This is a genomic window from Neobacillus ginsengisoli, assembly GCF_030813055.1.
Genome location: NZ_JAUSTW010000002.1, coordinates 550,113 through 568,071 on the forward strand (window position 1 = coordinate 550,113; position 17,959 = coordinate 568,071).

The 17,959-nt window shown below is 37.8% G+C and carries 19 protein-coding genes and 1 other annotated feature; all 19 genes read left to right on the forward strand.

Annotation, left to right across the window (positions count from 1 at the left end; all coding sequences use genetic code 11):
• The first annotated feature begins 57 nt into the window (after positions 1–57).
• The 19 genes from murG to ileS all read left to right on the forward strand — a co-directional run bounded on the left by murG (position 58) and on the right by ileS (position 17,923).
• On the forward strand, positions 58–1,161 hold the full coding sequence (gene murG / locus J2S10_RS08225) for an undecaprenyldiphospho-muramoylpentapeptide beta-N-acetylglucosaminyltransferase (protein ID WP_307406344.1): 1,104 nt from the start codon (positions 58–60) through the stop codon (positions 1,159–1,161).
• 63 nt (positions 1,162–1,224) lie between these two features.
• Positions 1,225–2,133 carry a UDP-N-acetylmuramate dehydrogenase gene (gene murB / locus J2S10_RS08230; RefSeq protein WP_307406346.1) on the forward strand — a complete coding sequence of 303 codons (909 nt, stop codon included), beginning with the start codon at positions 1,225–1,227 and terminating at the stop codon, positions 2,131–2,133.
• Between the two features lie 207 nt (positions 2,134–2,340).
• Positions 2,341–3,132: a cell division protein FtsQ/DivIB gene (locus J2S10_RS08235; protein WP_307406352.1), complete on the forward strand. Its 792-nt coding sequence runs from the start codon at positions 2,341–2,343 to the stop codon at positions 3,130–3,132.
• Positions 3,080–3,817, forward strand: coding sequence for a DUF881 domain-containing protein (locus tag J2S10_RS08240; protein WP_307406781.1), 738 nt, complete (start codon positions 3,080–3,082; stop codon positions 3,815–3,817). Before J2S10_RS08235 ends, J2S10_RS08240 begins: the two co-directional genes overlap by 53 nt.
• Before the next feature lie 57 nt (positions 3,818–3,874).
• Positions 3,875–4,612, forward strand: coding sequence for a DUF881 domain-containing protein (locus J2S10_RS08245; RefSeq protein WP_307406354.1), 738 nt, complete (start codon positions 3,875–3,877; stop codon positions 4,610–4,612).
• A complete protein-coding gene (locus J2S10_RS08250) occupies positions 4,612–4,974 on the forward strand; it encodes a small basic family protein (RefSeq protein WP_307406356.1) in 363 nt (120 codons plus the stop codon). Before J2S10_RS08245 ends, J2S10_RS08250 begins: the two co-directional genes overlap by 1 nt.
• Before the next feature lie 123 nt (positions 4,975–5,097).
• A complete protein-coding gene (ftsA, locus tag J2S10_RS08255; RefSeq protein WP_307406358.1) occupies positions 5,098–6,408 on the forward strand; it encodes a cell division protein FtsA in 1,311 nt (436 codons plus the stop codon).
• A 40-nt stretch (positions 6,409–6,448) separates the two neighbouring features.
• Positions 6,449–7,582, forward strand: coding sequence for a cell division protein FtsZ (gene ftsZ / locus J2S10_RS08260; RefSeq protein WP_307406360.1), 1,134 nt, complete (start codon positions 6,449–6,451; stop codon positions 7,580–7,582).
• A 255-nt stretch (positions 7,583–7,837) separates the two neighbouring features.
• Positions 7,838–8,776, forward strand: coding sequence for a sigma-E processing peptidase SpoIIGA (gene spoIIGA / locus J2S10_RS08265; RefSeq protein ID WP_307406363.1), 939 nt, complete (start codon positions 7,838–7,840; stop codon positions 8,774–8,776).
• 44 nt (positions 8,777–8,820) lie between these two features.
• Positions 8,821–9,540, forward strand: coding sequence for an RNA polymerase sporulation sigma factor SigE (sigE, locus tag J2S10_RS08270; protein ID WP_307406365.1), 720 nt, complete (start codon positions 8,821–8,823; stop codon positions 9,538–9,540).
• 318 nt (positions 9,541–9,858) lie between these two features.
• On the forward strand, positions 9,859–10,638 hold the full coding sequence (gene sigG / locus J2S10_RS08275) for an RNA polymerase sporulation sigma factor SigG (protein ID WP_307406367.1): 780 nt from the start codon (positions 9,859–9,861) through the stop codon (positions 10,636–10,638).
• Positions 10,639–10,735: 97 nt separating this feature from the next.
• Positions 10,736–11,005 carry a YlmC/YmxH family sporulation protein gene (locus J2S10_RS08280; RefSeq protein WP_307406369.1) on the forward strand — a complete coding sequence of 90 codons (270 nt, stop codon included), beginning with the start codon at positions 10,736–10,738 and terminating at the stop codon, positions 11,003–11,005.
• An 82-nt stretch (positions 11,006–11,087) separates the two neighbouring features.
• Positions 11,088–11,918, forward strand: coding sequence for a peptidoglycan editing factor PgeF (gene pgeF / locus J2S10_RS08285; protein WP_307406371.1), 831 nt, complete (start codon positions 11,088–11,090; stop codon positions 11,916–11,918).
• On the forward strand, positions 11,915–12,595 hold the full coding sequence (locus J2S10_RS08290) for a YggS family pyridoxal phosphate-dependent enzyme (RefSeq protein ID WP_307406376.1): 681 nt from the start codon (positions 11,915–11,917) through the stop codon (positions 12,593–12,595). The genes pgeF and J2S10_RS08290 overlap by 4 nt, the downstream gene beginning before the upstream one ends.
• 12 nt (positions 12,596–12,607) lie before the next feature.
• Complete coding sequence (locus J2S10_RS08295) at positions 12,608–13,105, forward strand: cell division protein SepF (protein ID WP_307406378.1); 498 nt, start codon at positions 12,608–12,610, stop codon at positions 13,103–13,105.
• A 6-nt stretch (positions 13,106–13,111) separates the two neighbouring features.
• Entirely contained in the window at positions 13,112–13,375 is a 264-nt protein-coding gene (locus tag J2S10_RS08300; RefSeq protein WP_307406380.1) for a YggT family protein, read from the forward strand.
• 34 nt (positions 13,376–13,409) lie between these two features.
• Entirely contained in the window at positions 13,410–14,183 is a 774-nt protein-coding gene (locus J2S10_RS08305) for a YlmH family RNA-binding protein (RefSeq protein ID WP_307406383.1), read from the forward strand.
• An 85-nt stretch (positions 14,184–14,268) separates the two neighbouring features.
• A complete protein-coding gene (locus tag J2S10_RS08310; RefSeq protein WP_307406783.1) occupies positions 14,269–14,784 on the forward strand; it encodes a DivIVA domain-containing protein in 516 nt (171 codons plus the stop codon).
• Positions 14,785–14,834: 50 nt separating this feature from the next.
• Positions 14,835–15,077, forward strand: a binding site (T-box leader).
• A gap of 74 nt (positions 15,078–15,151) precedes the next feature.
• Positions 15,152–17,923, forward strand: coding sequence for an isoleucine--tRNA ligase (ileS, locus tag J2S10_RS08315; protein WP_307406387.1), 2,772 nt, complete (start codon positions 15,152–15,154; stop codon positions 17,921–17,923).
• Positions 17,924–17,959: the final 36 nt, after the last annotated feature.

The window sequence follows — 17,959 nt, forward strand, 5'->3', positions numbered from 1 at the left end:
GGTTTTATAGTAATATAGGGTATGCAATTAGGTGTTAATTATTATAGGGGTGGAAAAATGAGAATCGTAATAAGTGGCGGAGGGACCGGCGGACATATTTATCCGGCTCTTGCACTGATAAGAGAAGTTCAAAAAGTGTCAAAGGATGCGGAAGTCTTATACATAGGAACAAAAAACGGTTTGGAAAGTAAAATCGTACCGCGTGAGAACATTCCTTTTAAATCCATCCATATAACGGGTTTTAAAAGAAAGCTCTCATTTGAGAATATTAAAACTATTTTTCGCTTTCTAAAAGGGGCAAAGGATAGTAAAAGATTATTAAAAGAATTCAAGCCGGACATCGTGATTGGAACCGGCGGCTATGTTTGCGGTCCTGTTGTATATGCTGCGGCCAAACTTCATATTCCAACCATTATTCATGAACAAAATAGTGTTCCAGGATTGACCAACAAATTCTTAAGTCGTTACGTGCAAAAAATCGCTGTCTGTTTTGAAGAAGCGAAAGATTATTTTCCAGCTGATAAAGTAGTTTTTACCGGAAATCCACGGGCTTCAGAGGTTATTGGAAAGGATGGCATCCGAGGCCGCCTTTCTGCCGGATTAAGTACAACATTGCCGGCAGTATTGATCTTTGGCGGCAGCCGGGGAGCAAGACCAATAAATGAAGCGGTCGTAAAATCATTGTCTGAATTAGGCGGTAAACCATACCAGGTATTATATATCACCGGAGATGTCCATTTTGAAGCTGTAAAAAAAGAAGTAGAATTAGTCGGGAATCCCGGAAATGTTGTGATAAAGCCATTTGTTCATAATATGCCGGAAGTGCTCGCAGGAATTGATTTAGTTGTCTCAAGAGCAGGAGCTACCACCTTGGCAGAAATTACCTCACTCGGAATTCCAAGTATTCTTGTTCCAAGTCCGTACGTCACTAATAATCATCAAGAAAAAAATGCGAGATCACTCAGTGATAATGGAGCTGCGGAATTACTTTTGGAAAAAGATTTAAATAATAAAAGCCTTGTCCAATCCATAGATCGTATCTTGTTAAATAATGAAAATCTAAAAGTAATGAAAATGAAGGCGAAAAAACTAGGTGTCCCTGATTCTGCCCAGAGACTTTACGAATTAATGAAACAACTCGTAAATTTAAATCAAAAGTAGCCCATATAGACTTTTGGCATAAACTGAACTAAACGTCGTTTTTAGAAAGATAGGGTGGTATAAATGGACGGAATAATAAAAGAATTACAAGATTTAAAAATCGGGAAGGTAAAGAAAAATGAACCTCTTGCCTATCACACCACAATCAAGATTGGCGGACCGGCAGATATATTTATTGAACCATCTTCAGTTGATAATTTAAAAAAGGTGATGAAGGTTGTAAGAAACCATAACTTACAGTGGAGGGCAATTGGCAGAGGGTCCAATCTTTTAGTTTCTGACAAAGGAATTGAAGGGGTTGTCATTAAGCTGGGAACCGGGTTGGATCAAATGGCCATTAACGATAAAGAGCTAACAGTAGGCGGTGGTCATTCCTTGGTTAGCCTTGCCACAATAATTAGTAAAAAAGGGTATACTGGACTTGAATTTGCAAGTGGTATCCCCGGCTCTGTGGGTGGAGCGGTTTATATGAATGCCGGTGCGCATGGTTCGGATATCAGTAATATTTTAAATGCTGCTCACGTTTTATTTGAAGATGGGTCAATGGAATGGCTCTCAAAGGAAGAAATGGGGTTCACCTACAGAACTTCGGTATTGCAAAAAATACGCCCGGGAATTGTTGTTGAAGCTGTTTTTAATCTCAGTGAGGGAGATAAAGCGGTCATTGTTTCACAAATGCAAAAAAATAAGGATTACCGAAAAGATACCCAGCCTTGGAATTTTCCTTGTGCAGGCAGTATTTTCCGTAATCCGCTACCAAATTATGCAGGAAAACTAATTGAAGTTGCAGGGTTAAAAGGACACAGCATCGGTGGGGCAAAAATTTCGGAAATGCACGGGAATTTTATTGTAAATGCCGGAAATGCCACAGCCGGAGACGTCCTTTCATTAATACAATTTGTTAAGGATACGATTTACAATTTATATGAAATAAAAATGGAAACAGAAGTAGAAATTATTGGACGGAAATAATGAAGAAATAATCGTGCGAATGACAAATATTGTGATATAATTACTCATTATGTATAGGAAAAATTGTTAAAGAAAAAGAATGACGGCATGATTTTTCGTGCCGTTGTTTTCACTTTTAGAGGTAATCTCTAGTAAACTATGTTTTTATTTTGAACAAGCTCTATTTAGTACTTTTGGCGCAACTGCAATACATGTGGAGGGAAAGGGATGGATAAAGGTAAAATCGTTGATCTTGAGGATCGAATTCCAAAGCTTAAGGAGCAAAGACGGCGAAAAGCAAACAGAAGACTAATATTCATGCTGTTTTTGTTTTTTACATTAATTGTAGTTGTCGCTTATGTACAATCGCCACTAAGCCATGTGAAAAAGATTACTGTAGTAGGAAATGGAATGTATTCTACTGCAGAATTAATCAACAAAACGGGACTTTCGAATAATACAAATATTTGGAAGGTAAAAACACAAGACGTTTCCGCAAAATTAACAAGCTTACCTGAAATAAAGAAAGCAATTATTAAAATTCACTGGCCGAACACGATCATAATTCAAGTGCAAGAACATAATAGAATTGCTTACCTTGAAAAAAACAAAGTGTATTTTCCAGTGATGGAAAACGGTAAGATTATAACGGATCGAAAAACGAATGAAATTTCAGGCAATTTTCCCATCCTCTTCGATTTCAAAGAAGGTGCAGCACTAAATCAAATGGTAACAGGACTTAGAAATCTTCCTAATGAAATTCTAAACTCCATATCTGAAATCCATTATACTCCGAATAAAACTGACCAATATCATATTTCCTTATTTATGAATGACGGTTTCGAAGTAAGTGCCACATTAAGAACTTTTTCAGAAAAGATGGTGAATTATCCTTCCATTATAAGCCAGTTAGACCCTAACAAAAAAGGGGTTATCGACTTAGAAGTTGGTTCATATTTTAAGGCATATGACCCGCAAGGGGAGGATAAGCAAGTTGAAAAAGATAAAGGTAACGGGTAAGCATGTTATTTTATCCCTGGTATTTCTTGTTCTCGGTTATATGATTGCCTTTTCCTATCATATGACACAACAACAAAACCAAAAAGAACAATCTAGCCTATCCGGAAAGCAATACGAAAAGACCCTTGATTTAAGAAACCAGTTGATTGCTCAAGAGGAAACCAATCGAAAGCTTCAAAAGGAATTAAATCAAAAACAAGCTAAGGTCCTTGAAAATGAAAAGGATCTGTCCAAAGAAGCACAGTTTTTTTTTAACCTTGCAGAGGATGCTGAAAAATATCGGATGTTTTTAGGAAAAGTAAAGGTTAAGGGAAAAGGGGTCAAGATAACGTTAGCTGATGGAGCATATGACCCGAAGGAAGATAATGTAAATAATTACCTTGTTCATGAGTTTCATATTTTTAAAGTGGTAAATGAACTTTATATTTCAGGTGCTGCTGCTGTAGCGATTAACGGTCAAAGGCTTACAAGCCACTCCTACATAAATTGCAATGGACCTGTCATTACAGTAGATGGAGTTCAGCATCCCGCACCTTTTATTATTACCGCAATTGGGGATCCCGACGTTCTATCGTCTGCATTGAATTTAGTCGGAGGAGTTAAGGATCAGCTGGTAAATGATAATATTGTATTTACACTTGAAAAAGAAAATGAAATTATTTTTAATCCAATTCTTGGAAGTTGATTTGCGGATACGAATATGTCCACTAAAAGGATCAATTTAAAAGGTTAGGTGAAAAAAGTGGACAAGAAAAAAAAGAATTTAAGCTTCACATTTGTTGCAACGGTTGTCGGCTTCATGATTGCCATTCAGTTTCAAACTGTAAAAAAACCTGTTGAACGTGATACACGGGATATTTGGCAGTTGCGTGATGCTTTACTCAAGGAGAAAGAAGTACAGTCAAATTTACTGACTGAAATTCGTTCGAATGAAGAAAAACTTTCGGCATATGAATCGAAACGAAAGCAAAGCAAAGAAGAGACTTTACGGAAGACATTAGAGGAATTAAAAATAGAAGCAGGTTCAACCGAAGTAACCGGACCCGGTATTATTCTAAAAATTGAACCGATTGAAGAGGAAATTCAATTAGGAGTTCCAATTACAAAGGGTGTTTCACCTGACCTTTTAAAAAGGTTATTGAACGAATTGAATATGTATGAAGCGAAATACGTGTCTTTAGATGGGCAAAGAATTATCAATACAACTGTGATACGGGATATTAATTCAGAGACTAAAATTGATGGTCATTCAATAAAAAGTTTACCGATCGAGGTCAGGGTAGTGGTTGATACTATGAAAACCGCAGAAAAATTATATAATCGAATGCAGGTTTCAAAAGCAACTGAAGAATTTTTTATTGAAAACATGCGATTAACCGCATCACCGCCCAATCCCAATATAACTATTCCTGCTTACGATAATCCGATTCGGATCCGCTATTTGGAGCCGATTAATGCTAATGAGGGAGGCAATTCCTGATGTGGCTTCCGTTAATGGGTTTGATTGTAGGTATTATTCTTGGCTTACTAACGGATATAAGAATTCCCGAAGAATATTCCAATTATTTATCGATAGCAGTTCTAGCGGCCTTCGATACTTTATTTGGAGGAATCCGGGCCCATATGCAAAACATCTATGATGATAAAGTATTTGTTTCCGGCTTCTTTTTTAATATTTTACTCGCAGCAAGTTTAGCTTTTCTAGGTGTTCATCTTGGTGTAGACTTATATTTAGCGGCCGTTTTTGCATTTGGGGTCAGATTATTTCAAAATATTGCTGTCATAAGACGAATATTATTGACAAAATGGTCAACAACCAAAGAAAAATTAGAAAAAAATTGATTTTTTTAAAGGGAATCATTTAGTTTTTGACGAATAATTTTATAAGATATAACTATGTAAATCTATTTAAGAACAAATTGAATTGTTGTTCGACTTAAAGGAATGCTAAGGAGGTGCCAAAGAATGAACAGCAATGAAATATATGTTAGTCTTGACATCGGTACATCCAGTGTAAAAGTTATCATTGGTGAAATGGTCAATGACTCGTTAAATATAATTGGTGTTGGCAATGTTAAATCCGAAGGTTTACGAAAAGGTTCGATTGTAGATATAGACGAAACCGTTCATTCTATCAAAAGGGCGATTGAGCAGGCTGAAAGAATGATCGGGATGGAAATTCGACAAGTTATTGTCGGAATTACTGGAAATCATGTGATGCTTCAACCATGTCATGGTGTTGTGGCTGTATCAAGCCAGAATAGGGAGATAACAAATGAAGATGTTGCACGTGTTATTGATGCGGCACAAGTCGTCTCGATTCCGCCTGAACGAGAAATTATCGGGGTTATCGCTAAACAATTTATTGTAGACGGTTTAGATGAAATTAATGATCCACGCGGGATGATTGGTGTTCGCCTGGAGATGGAAGGAATTATCATAACGGGTTCTAAAACTATCCTACATAATACATTACGCTGTGTTGAGAAGGCTGGTCTGGATATTTTAGATATTACCCTGCAGCCGCTTGCATCCGGTGCTTTTGCATTATCAAAGGATGAAAAAAATCTGGGTGTCGCCCTAATCGATCTTGGCGGTGGTTCTACAACATTAGCCGTATTCGAACAAGGATATTTAAAGGCAACCAGTGTGATTCCTGTTGGAGGAGTCCATATTACGAAGGATATTTCAATCGGATTACGCACTTCTACCGAGGATGCGGAAAAAATTAAAATAAAATATGGACATGCTTTCTATGACGATGCATCCGAAGAGGTAGTGTTCAGTGTTCCAATTATAGGAAGCGATCAGCATCAACAATTTAATCAGCTTGAAATTTCTGATATTATAGAAGCAAGAATGGAAGAAATTTTTGAATTGATTGTAAATGAAATGAAACGATTAGGTCTAAGTGATTTGCCCGGGGGATACGTTCTTACAGGTGGGATCGCCAATATGCAAGGAGTTTTAGAGCTTGCCCAGGTGATTTTGCAAAATAGAGTGCGTATTGCCGTTCCTGATTATATCGGAGTAAGAGAAGCACAATATACAACAGCGGTTGGTTTAATAAAATATGCCTACAAGAATAGTAGACTTCCGGGCGGAACTACCGGGGTTCCTACACCGGTTTCCGAGCCAATTGAAAAGAGAATGCCAAAACAACAACAGCAACAACAACAACAACAACAACAGCAAATAAAAACAAAGCCGGAAAAACATCCGGAAGATAAGATGTCATCAAAAGTAAAAAAATTCCTTGGTTACTTTTTCGAATAAGCACACGAAAAGGAAAATCGACGAATTAGGAGGATTTGTCATGTTAGAATTTGATACAAATTTAGATTCTCTTGCAACAATAAAAGTAATCGGGGTAGGCGGTGGAGGTAATAACGCTGTAAACCGAATGATCGAACATGGCGTGCAAGGGGTAGAATTTATTGCTGTGAATACAGATGCCCAAGCATTAAATCTTTCTAAAGCTGAAGTGAAAATGCAAATTGGTGCTAAATTAACACGCGGTCTTGGTGCCGGTGCCAATCCGGAGGTTGGAAAGAAAGCCGCTGAAGAGAGTAAGGAACAAATTGAAGCAGCATTAAGCGGAGCTGATATGGTATTTGTTACCGCAGGAATGGGTGGGGGAACAGGTACCGGTGCTGCTCCTGTTATTGCGCAGATTGCACGTGATTTAGGGGCATTGACTGTCGGTGTGGTAACTCGCCCCTTCACATTTGAAGGTAAAAAACGTTCGAACCAAGCATCAGGTGGAATTGGTTCCATGAAAGAAGCGGTTGATACACTTATTGTTATTCCAAATGACCGTCTTCTTGAAATTGTTGATAAAAGTACTCCAATGCTTGAAGCCTTTCGTGAAGCGGATAATGTACTTCGCCAAGGGGTTCAAGGTATTTCCGATTTAATTGCAACACCCGGATTAATTAACTTAGATTTCGCAGATGTGAAAACAATCATGTCTAATAAAGGATCTGCCTTAATGGGTATCGGGGTTGCAGCGGGTGAAAACCGAGCCACTGAAGCCGCAAAAAAGGCGATTAATTCTCCATTGCTGGAGACATCTATTGATGGTGCTCAGGGCGTGTTAATGAATATTACGGGTGGATCGAACTTGAGTCTTTATGAGGTTCAAGAAGCAGCCGATATCGTAGCAACTGCCACTGACCAAGAAGTAAATATGATTTTCGGATCGGTTATCAATGATAGCCTCAAAGACGAAATTATTGTAACTGTTATTGCAACCGGATTTAATGAAGAAGTGGCACAACCAAAAGTTACACGTCCTTCATTTGGACAATCCAAACCGCAAATTGGTAATATTAAAAGAGAGCCAAAACGTGAAGAGGTTCCTCAAGAGCCTATCCGAAATACAAACGTCCCCCAAGAAGAGGCATTAGATATTCCTACGTTCTTGAGGAACCGTAATAGAAGAAGATAACTCTCACTTTCAATTTTAATAATTTAATTATAGAAAAGGCATAGTTCCGATATAGGGGCTATGCCTTTTCTAATATATGAACAACAAAAAAATGACAAAATCCGTTGGAAATAGTGAAAATTTCTGTTTTTTTGATTACAGAAAGTGACACACTTCAGCCAACTATCTACGTTATACTTTTTCCTAAACAGAATAGTAGAATTTCTTCTAAAAGCACCTCTAACGAATCTTTGAAGCAAAAAAGGGGGAAGCTGTTTGGTTGTTTACTTAGATGTTATTTGGGCTCTTAATCTGTTTTTTGATAGCCTTCTCCTTTACTTGACTGCTATTTTACTAAAAAGAAGTATCCGTTTATGGAGGTTACTAGCCGGAGGTTTTATTGGTTCATTGATCATTCTATTATCGTTCACACCCTTATATGCTTATTCGAGCCATCCTATATCAAAGCTCTTTTGTTCAATACTGATGGTATTGGCTACATTTGGGTACAAACGCTGGCGATATTTTATTAAAGGATTAATGACGCTTTATGTTTCAACTTTCTTAATTGGTGGAGCTTTAATTGGGGCTCACTATTTTATTCAGTTTAATTCTGAGTTGACGACGAAAGTTCTTCTGTCCGGTGTTAGAGGATTTGGGGATCCAATCAGTTGGGTTTTCGTTTTAATTGGGTTTCCAATTGCGTGGCATTTCTCGAAAAAAAATATGGAAAGTATGGAAATGACAAAAATCCAATTTGAACAAATTGTTCAAGTCACGCTAAAAATAAATGATGAAATCTTTGTTTTAAAAGGATTAGTTGACAGTGGAAATCAGCTTTATGATCCATTGTCGAAGCTACCTGTCATGTTTGTGTCAATCAAAAATAGGTTGGATGAAACTTGCGACCCAATTAAAAAAATGGCGATGGACCCGGAGCCGTTATTAATGGGGAATGAAGAATTTCCTTCAGAGTGGCAAAATCGAATGAGAATCGTACCTTGTAAGGTAGTTGGACAAGAGCATCAACTTATTGTTGCTCTCAAGCCTGATTCTATATTGATTGAAAAAAGCGGGGAAAAAATTTTATGTGAAAAGGGCCTTGTTTCTTTTACAATGCAGCAGCTTTCTGCCGATGATGCTTTTCAGTGCATCGTACATCCGAAAATGCTTACAGGACCAAAACAACAGGATGAAAAGGTGAAAGTAAGTTAATATTACTATACTCAGAAAAACATTTTTTAGAAGGAGGAACTTGAGTGAAAAAATGGAGACTTCGCTTATCCTATTATTGGTATAAACTTTTAATAAAATTAGGCTTAAAAACAGATGAAGTTTATTATATTGGCGGAAGCGAAGCATTGCCGCCTCCCTTAAGTAAAGATGAAGAGGAATTGTTATTAAAAAAACTTCCAAGCGGTGATAAGGCAGCAAGATCAATATTGATAGAAAGAAATCTTCGTCTTGTTGTCTACATTGCTAGAAAATTCGAAAATACGGGGATTAATATTGAAGATTTAATCAGTATTGGGACAATTGGTTTAATTAAGGCAGTAAACACTTTTAACCCCGAGAAAAAAATTAAACTTGCTACATACGCTTCAAGATGTATTGAAAATGAAATTCTTATGTATTTACGAAGAAACAATAAAATAAGATCAGAGGTATCATTTGATGAACCATTGAACATCGATTGGGATGGGAATGAATTATTATTATCAGATGTATTGGGAACCGATGATGATATTATAACTAAAGACCTTGAAGCCAATGTGGACCGAAAGCTATTGACAAAGGCGTTGCATCAGTTGACAGACCGTGAAAAGCAAATTATGGAGCTTCGTTTTGGTTTGACAAATGGCGAAGAAAAAACACAAAAAGATGTCGCTGACATGCTTGGCATATCACAATCCTATATTTCAAGATTAGAGAAAAGGATTATTAAAAGATTAAGAAAAGAATTTAATAAAATGGTTTAATAAGAAAAGCGTAAGCGCCCGATTAGCGAAGAACACTAGTCGCTGGGCGCTCCTCGGAAAAGCTAACGCTTTTCCTTCGTGCGAGGTATCGCTTCCGAAGCTTACTCTTGTGGAGCTTGACAGTTATCGAAGTTCAAAAATATTTACTTTTTAAATTCGAAAAAGAATTTTTTTCATAAAAAAACCTTATAAATTCGAGAATTAATGGCATTTTTCGACATTTACTGGCCTTTCGGTCTGGAGGTTTAAGTGCATATTTTTCCTGCTCAAGGAGATACTGTTTTTTGTACAGCAGCTCCTATGAGGAGGGAAAAATGATTGACTCGAAATAAAGTTGAAATTTGCGGTGTTGACACATCAAAACTTCCAGTATTAAAAAACGAAGAAATGAGATTACTCTTCAAGCAAATGCAAGAGGGCGATATAACAGCACGGGAAAAACTCGTCAATGGAAATTTACGACTCGTTTTAAGTGTCATTCAACGGTTTAACAACCGGGGCGAGTTTGTTGACGACCTATTCCAGGTTGGCTGTATCGGACTTATGAAATCGATTGATAACTTTGATTTAAGTCAAAACGTTAAGTTTTCCACTTATGCCGTACCAATGATTATTGGAGAAATACGTCGGTATTTACGTGATAATAATCCAATTCGCGTTTCAAGATCATTACGGGATATCGCCTATAAGGCACTTCAGGTAAGAGAACGGTTAATGAGTGAAACCTCACGTGAACCAACTGCTGAAGAAATTGCCAGAGTGTTGGAGGTTCCACATGAAGAAATCGTATTTGCGCTTGATGCCATTCAGGATCCGGTTTCACTTTTTGAACCGATTTATAACGATGGGGGCGACCCGATTTATGTGATGGATCAACTAAGCGATGAAAAAAATAAAGATATTCACTGGATAGAGGAGATTGCCTTAAAAGAAGGAATGCGGAGATTAAACGAACGTGAAAAATTGATATTACGAAAGCGATTCTTCCAAGGAAAAACGCAAATGGAAGTAGCAGATGAGATTGGAATTTCCCAAGCACAAGTATCACGTTTGGAAAAAGCTGCAATTAGGCAAATGAATAAGAATATTCAAAGTTAAGCTGCCCGTTTGGGGCAGCTTTATTTTTTTCTTTTAAGATAATATCCTCTTCTGAATCATATATTTTCTATAATAGAGAAAATGGGAGTGAGAGATGATGGTTAAAATTTCTGATTTTCAAATAAAAGATGTTGTCAATGTTGCAGACGGTAAAAGGCTTGGGAATATTGGCGACATTGAAATTAATTTAATTACCGGCAAAATTGAAGCGGTTGTGATATCGGGTAGCGGAAGAGTTCTTGGTTTTTTTGGAAGGGATGAAGACGTAGTGATTCCATGGAAAAATATCATTAAGATTGGCCATGATGTTATTTTGGTAAGATATAAAGGAACCGAAGAAAAAGGATTGGAAGAAGCAGAAAGCTAAAATCTTGCTTCTTCCGCGGTGACCATTTTGCAGATTCATGGTAAACTATAGAAAATCATTTACCACAGAAAGAGGTAAAAGAATGGAACCTTTCCTTTTACAGCATCAATCATATCTCACGATTGAGAGCTGGGTAAAACAATTCCCTAATTTGATTGCGGGGATTACCACGAAAAACGGTGGCTGCAGTAAAGGCAGCTTTGGAAACCTTAATCTGGGTTATCATGTCGGGGATGCAATTGGTGATGTTTGTGCTAATCGGACTAAGCTTGCTGAACTGCTTCAAATTCCGTTAAACCGGTGGGTAGGTGCTGAACAAACACATGATGTTAGCATTAAAAAGATAACAAAAGCTGATTGCGGAAGAGGCTCAGATTCTTATGATCATTCCTTTAAAGGCACAGATGGTTTTTATACCAGTGAAAGTGATATATTGTTAACTCTTTGCTTTGCTGATTGTGTTCCCCTTTTTTTTATTGCCCCTGACAAACATATGATTGGAACAGCACATGCAGGCTGGAAAGGGACTGTCCATAAAATTGGAAGGCATATGATTGAAGCATGGGGAAAAGAAGGGATAAATGCCCAACAAATTTTTGTTACAATTGGTCCGTCGATTTGCGGGAAATGTTATATTGTTGATGATTATGTCATTAACTTCGTACAAAATACACTAGAAGATAACGATAAAAAACCATATAATTTAATAAGCGATGGTCAATATTCTTTAGACCTGCGAGAATTGAACAAGCAAATACTATTAAAAGCAGGGGTCCCTGATCAAAACATTCTCATGACAGATTTTTGCACAAGCTGTGATCACAAAGAGTTTTTTTCTCACCGTCGTGATCAAGGTCAGACAGGAAGAATGTTAAGTTTTATAGGCTGGAAGGAGCGCGCCAATCGTTTATGAGAGTAGCAGACAAACTTGAAGACATTAAAAAGCAAATAAATGAGGCAAGCCTTAAGGCAAATCGAAATCCAGATAAAGTGAAAGTAATTGCTGTAACCAAATACGTTAGTACTGAAAGAGCAAGTGAGGCTCTTGAAGCCGGCATTGATAATCTTGGTGAAAACCGTGATGAGGGCCTTCTGGAAAAATGGAAGGTTTTAGGGGACAAGCCTAAATGGCACTTTATCGGAACACTTCAAACCAGGAAAGTAAAAAATATTATCGATAAAGTGGAATATATTCATTCATTGGATCGTTTATCACTTGCAGATGAAATTAATAAACGAAGCTTGGGTAAAAAAGTAAAATGCCTCGTACAGGTAAATGTCTCACAGGAAGAATCAAAGCACGGCTTAACTGCCGAAGAAGCGATTGGGTTTATTAAACAGCTGGGTTCATTTGAAAATATAAGTGTAGAAGGGCTAATGACGATGGCTCCATTCACAAATGATGAAGAAATTTTACGAAGCTGCTTTCGTCAATTAAGGAAACTTCGCGATCAAGTTCAAGCACTAAACTTGGTCTTTGCCCCTTGTTCGGAACTTTCCATGGGAATGTCCAATGATTTTTCAATTGCCATTGAAGAAGGTGCAACAATGGTAAGAATCGGTACAGCACTTGTAGGCGAAGATGGTTAGGGAGGGTAAAAAATGACTATTAAATCAAAACTTAAAACATTTTTCTTTTTAGATGATGAACATAATGATAACAATGATGACTTTCAGGAAGAAGTTGTAGAACCGATAATGCCGTTAAGGCAACAAGTTGTAGAACCGGTAAGACCCTTGAAACAGCAACCGCTTAAAAACCAGCAGCAACAACCTATTAAAACGCAAAATGTTGTCAGTTTGCAAAGTGTACAAAAATCTTCGAAAGTAATTTTAGTGGAACCGCGTATCTATTCCGAGTCCACTGATATTGCCGACCATTTAAAAAATCGTCGGGCCGTTGTCGTAAATCTTCAGCGAATAGACAAAGAACAAGGCAGGCAAATTGTTGATTTTTTAAGCGGAGCGGTTTATACAATTGGCGGTGACATCCAAAAAATCGGTTCAAGTATTTTTTTATGTACTCCGGATAATGTTGAAATCTCCGGTAATATTTCTGAGTTGATTCAGGAACACGATTATCAGGATTCGAGGTGGTAAAAGTAAATGCATGTAGTATTTAATCTTTTAATCGATCTAATTGGTATTTATAAAGTGATATTGATTATCTATATTTTGATGTCTTGGTTTCCAAATATGAATAACTCACAAATTGGGTCGTTCCTTTCAAGAATTTGCGAGCCATTTCTTGAACCTTTTAGACGTATTATTCCGCCAATCGGTATGATGGATCTATCACCGTTAGCTGCTTTTCTGGTACTGAATTTTGTCCCAAACGGTTTAAGAGCCGTTGAAGGTTTCTTTGGTTAGACCAATTGGATTGTAATGGGGTAAGGAGTTAACTATGAATATTTACCAGCATTTCCGACCGGAAGAACGGGAGTTTATTGATCAGGTCTTACAATGGAAGAGCTATGTCGAAACTAAATATGCCCCAAAATTAACTGATTTTCTTGACCCACGGGAACAGCATATTCTTAAAATGTTAATCGGTGATCAGGGGGACGTGAAATATCAGCTTTTTGGGGGTTATCCGGAAGTTGAAAGAAGTAGAGCATTATTATTACCTGATTATTTATCAGTTACTCAAGATGACTTTCAAATCACTCTTTTTGAGATTGACTATCCATCTAAGTTTGTAACCATTGAACATCCTCAGGTTTTAGGTTCTTTAATGTCCTTAGGATTAAAGAGAGGGAAATTTGGTGACATCCTTTTTAAAGAAGATAGAATTCAATTTTTTGTTGCAAATGAGGTAAAGGATTATATCCAAAACAATTTGCAATCAATTGGAAGGGCAAGCATTAAATTAAAAGCGATTGAATTAGGGAATGCAATTTCTTCTCAAGAACTATGGGGAGAAAATGAGCTCACAGTGTCATCCTTAAGACTGGATACAGTTATTTCAGGGATTCATCATCTATCTAGGCAAAAATCGCAAATGTTTATCCAACAGGGCATTGTAAAAGTAAATTGGACATTGATAGAGAACTCGTCATTTGAATGTGCTGAAGGTGATTTAATCTCTGTTCGTGGACATGGGAGAGCAAAAATCATGTCAATTGATGGAAAAACAAAAAAGGAAAAATGGCGAATAAATGTAGGTAAGCAAAAATAATTAAATTTAATGCAGGATTTTCAAAAAACTTGTCGAATATATGTTTTATACATAGGGAAGCTGACATTGATATGGAGGTGGCATGATGCCGTTAACGCCGTTAGATATACACAATAAAGAATTTAATAAAGGTTTTCGTGGCTACGACGAAGATGAAGTTAACGAATTCCTTGACCAAGTCATCAAGGATTATGAATTAGTTCTCCGTGAGAAAAAAGAAATGGAAGAGCGCTTGTCAGATATGAAAGACCGTTTAGGTCATTTTGTAAATATTGAAGAAACACTTAACAAATCGATTATCATCGCGCAAGAGGCCGGTGAAGAGGTTAAACGGAATGCGCAAAAAGAAGCGAAGTTAATTATAAAAGAAGCGGAGAAAAATGCAGATCGCATTGTCAATGAATCCCTTTCAAAAGCTAGAAAGATTGCTCTTGAAATTGAGGATTTAAAAAAGCAATCGAAAGTATTTCGAACTCGTTTTAAAATGCTAATTGAAGCCCAGCTTGATATGCTTAATACCGATGATTGGGACCATTTATTAGAATATGAAATTGATGCAACAGAGCTAAAAGTTCATCAAGAAGAAGATTCCTTAGCTTGACGAATTACTGTTGTTTCGCATATAATTTTTTAACAAAGTAAAATAGATGGAAAATGACATTGACAGGGACAGTACAATTTTTCAAAAGCTTTCAGACAGCGAGTCGGGGATGGTGTAAGCCCGATAAAGTTAAAAAATTGGAAGATCACCCTCGAGTTCCAGGTCGAACCTCTTAAAGGTAGTAGGCTGTGGCGTTGATTCACGTTACGAATGCTTAAGAGGATGGTACGAATTTTAATATCCGTACGATCTATCAGGGTGGTACCGCGGGAAAAAACCTTCTCGTCCCTATTTGGGATGAGAGGGTTTTTTTTATGGAAAAAATGGTCATTCTGTTCTATAGAACGAAAAAATGGAGGAACAACTAATGGAGTATAAAGATACGTTATTAATGCCGAAAACTGAATTTCCAATGCGAGGTAATCTTCCTCAAAGAGAACCTGATATTCAAGCAGAGTGGGAAGAAATGAATATTTATCAAAAAGTACAAGATCGGACTAAAGGCCGGCCTATATTTGTTTTACATGATGGTCCTCCCTATGCAAACGGAGATATCCATATGGGTCACGCCCTCAATAAAATTTTGAAAGACTTTATTGTCCGCTATAAATCAATGAGCGGCTTTCAGGCTCCCTATGTACCCGGTTGGGATACACATGGTTTACCGATTGAGCAAGCATTAACCAATAAGGGCGTTAAACGTAAAGAAATGACGGTTGCAGAATTCCGCCAGCTATGTACCAAATATGCCCTTGAGCAAATTGATAATCAACGCACTCAATTTAAACGTTTAGGCGTTCGCGGTGATTGGGAGAACCCTTATATTACACTTAAACCTGAATATGAAGCACAACAAATTAAGGTATTTGGGGAAATGGCGAAAAAAGGTTATATTTACAAAGGCCTTAAGCCGGTCTATTGGTCCCCATCAAGCGAGTCTGCTCTTGCAGAAGCTGAAATTGAATATCAGGATAAAAAGTCACCATCGATTTATGTGGGCTTTAAGGTTAAAAATGGTAAGGGTGTTCTTGATACCGATACACAGATTGTTATCTGGACAACGACGCCTTGGACAATTCCTGCAAACCTTGGAATTTCTGTCCACCCTGATCTAACCTATGTAGTGGTTACGGCTAACGGAAACAAGTATGTTGTTGCTGAAGCTCTTTTAGAAGCAGTCACGAAAGAAATAGGCTGGGAAGACACTACGGTAATTAAAAAGGTTAAAGGACAGGAATTAGAAAATATTATTGCCGCACATCCGTTATATGATCGTGATTCTTTAGTGATGTTAGGTGAACACGTTACAACCGATGCCGGAACCGGATGTGTTCATACCGCACCGGGTCATGGGGAAGATGACTTCTATGTCGGTCAAAAATACGGCCTTGACGTACTTTGCCCAGTAGATGATAAAGGTGTTATGACGAGTGAAGCACCCGGATTTGAAGGATTATTTTATGATGCGGCAAACAAACCAATTGCCGAGAGCTTGGAAGAAGCGGGAGCGCTTTTAAAGCTTTCGTTTTTTACCCATTCCTATCCACACGATTGGAGGACGAAGAAGCCTGTTATCTACCGTGCGACAGCACAATGGTTTGCATCGATTAAAGACTTCCGAGATGAGCTGCTCGAAGCGGTGAAGGAAACGAAATGGGTACCGGCATGGGGCGAAACTCGTTTGTTTAATATGGTCCGTGACCGTGGTGACTGGTGTATTTCCCGTCAACGGGTTTGGGGAGTACCAATTCCTGTTTTTTATGCTGAAGATGGCCAGGAAATTATTACCGACGAAACGATAGAACATGTTTCCGGATTATTCCGTGAATACGGTTCAAATGTATGGTTTGAACGTGAAGCAAAAGATCTGCTTCCAGAAGGCTTCACACATTCTGGAAGTCCAAATGGGACCTTTACAAAAGAAACAGATATTATGGATGTATGGTTTGATTCAGGTTCTTCCCATCAAGCGGTTCTCCTTGAAAGGGATGACTTAGTTCGTCCAGCCGATCTTTATCTGGAAGGTTCCGACCAATATCGCGGTTGGTTTAACTCTTCTTTATCAACTGCAGTGGCGGTTACAGGAAAAGCCCCATATAAAGGAGTTTTAAGCCACGGCTTTGCACTTGATGGTGAAGGTAGAAAGATGAGTAAATCAATAGGAAACGTAGTTGTGCCGGCGAAAGTTATGAATCAGCTTGGTGCAGATATTTTACGCCTATGGGTTGCTTCTGTTGATTATCAGGCGGATGTTCGTGTTTCCGATGCAATTCTGAAACAAGTTGCGGAAGTTTATCGGAAAATCCGAAACACCTTCAGATTCTTATTAGGAAACTTAGCGGATTTTAATCCTGCTGAAGATATGATTGCCTACGAAAATCTTCGTGAAGTTGATCAATTTATGTTGGTTAAACTAAATAAGCTTGTCAAAAATGTACGTAACGCTTACGAAAACTATGAATTTGCAGGCATTTATCACGCAGTTAATAATTTCTGTACGCTTGATCTTAGTGCTTTTTATTTGGACTTTGCAAAGGATGTTCTTTACATTGAGGCAAAAGACAATCATGAGCGCCGTGCGATTCAGACTGTTTTATATGAGTCACTGCTTACGTTAACAAAACTTGTTTCTCCAATTCTTTCGCATACTGCTGATGAGGTATGGAAGTTCATTCCGTCTGTTAATGAAGATAGCGTTCAATTGGCAGATTTACCGGAATATAAAGAGCTTGCAAAAGCAGAAGCATTAGAGGAAAAATGGACCGCATTTATGAAGCTTCGTGATGATGTTCTAAAAGCTCTTGAAGAAGCAAGAAATGAAAAGGTCATTGGAAAATCCTTGACTGCAAAAGTTACCTTATTTGTAAATGAAAAAACAAAATCACTTCTAGAATCGATTCAAGAAAATGTAAAACAGCTGTTTATTATTTCAGGTTTTGAAGTGGCAGGCTTATATGAGGATGCACCCGAAAATGCACTTAAATTAGAAACAGCCGCCATTCTTGTTACTAAAGCAGAAGGTGAAACATGTGAACGTTGCTGGGTCGTTACACCTGACGTAGGTAAAGATTCTACGCATAAAACGCTGTGTCTGCGCTGTGCCGATGTTGTAAAAGAAAACTATTCACACATGTCTTAAAGAATAATGAGGTTGGCTCTTGTCTTAGAGTCAGCC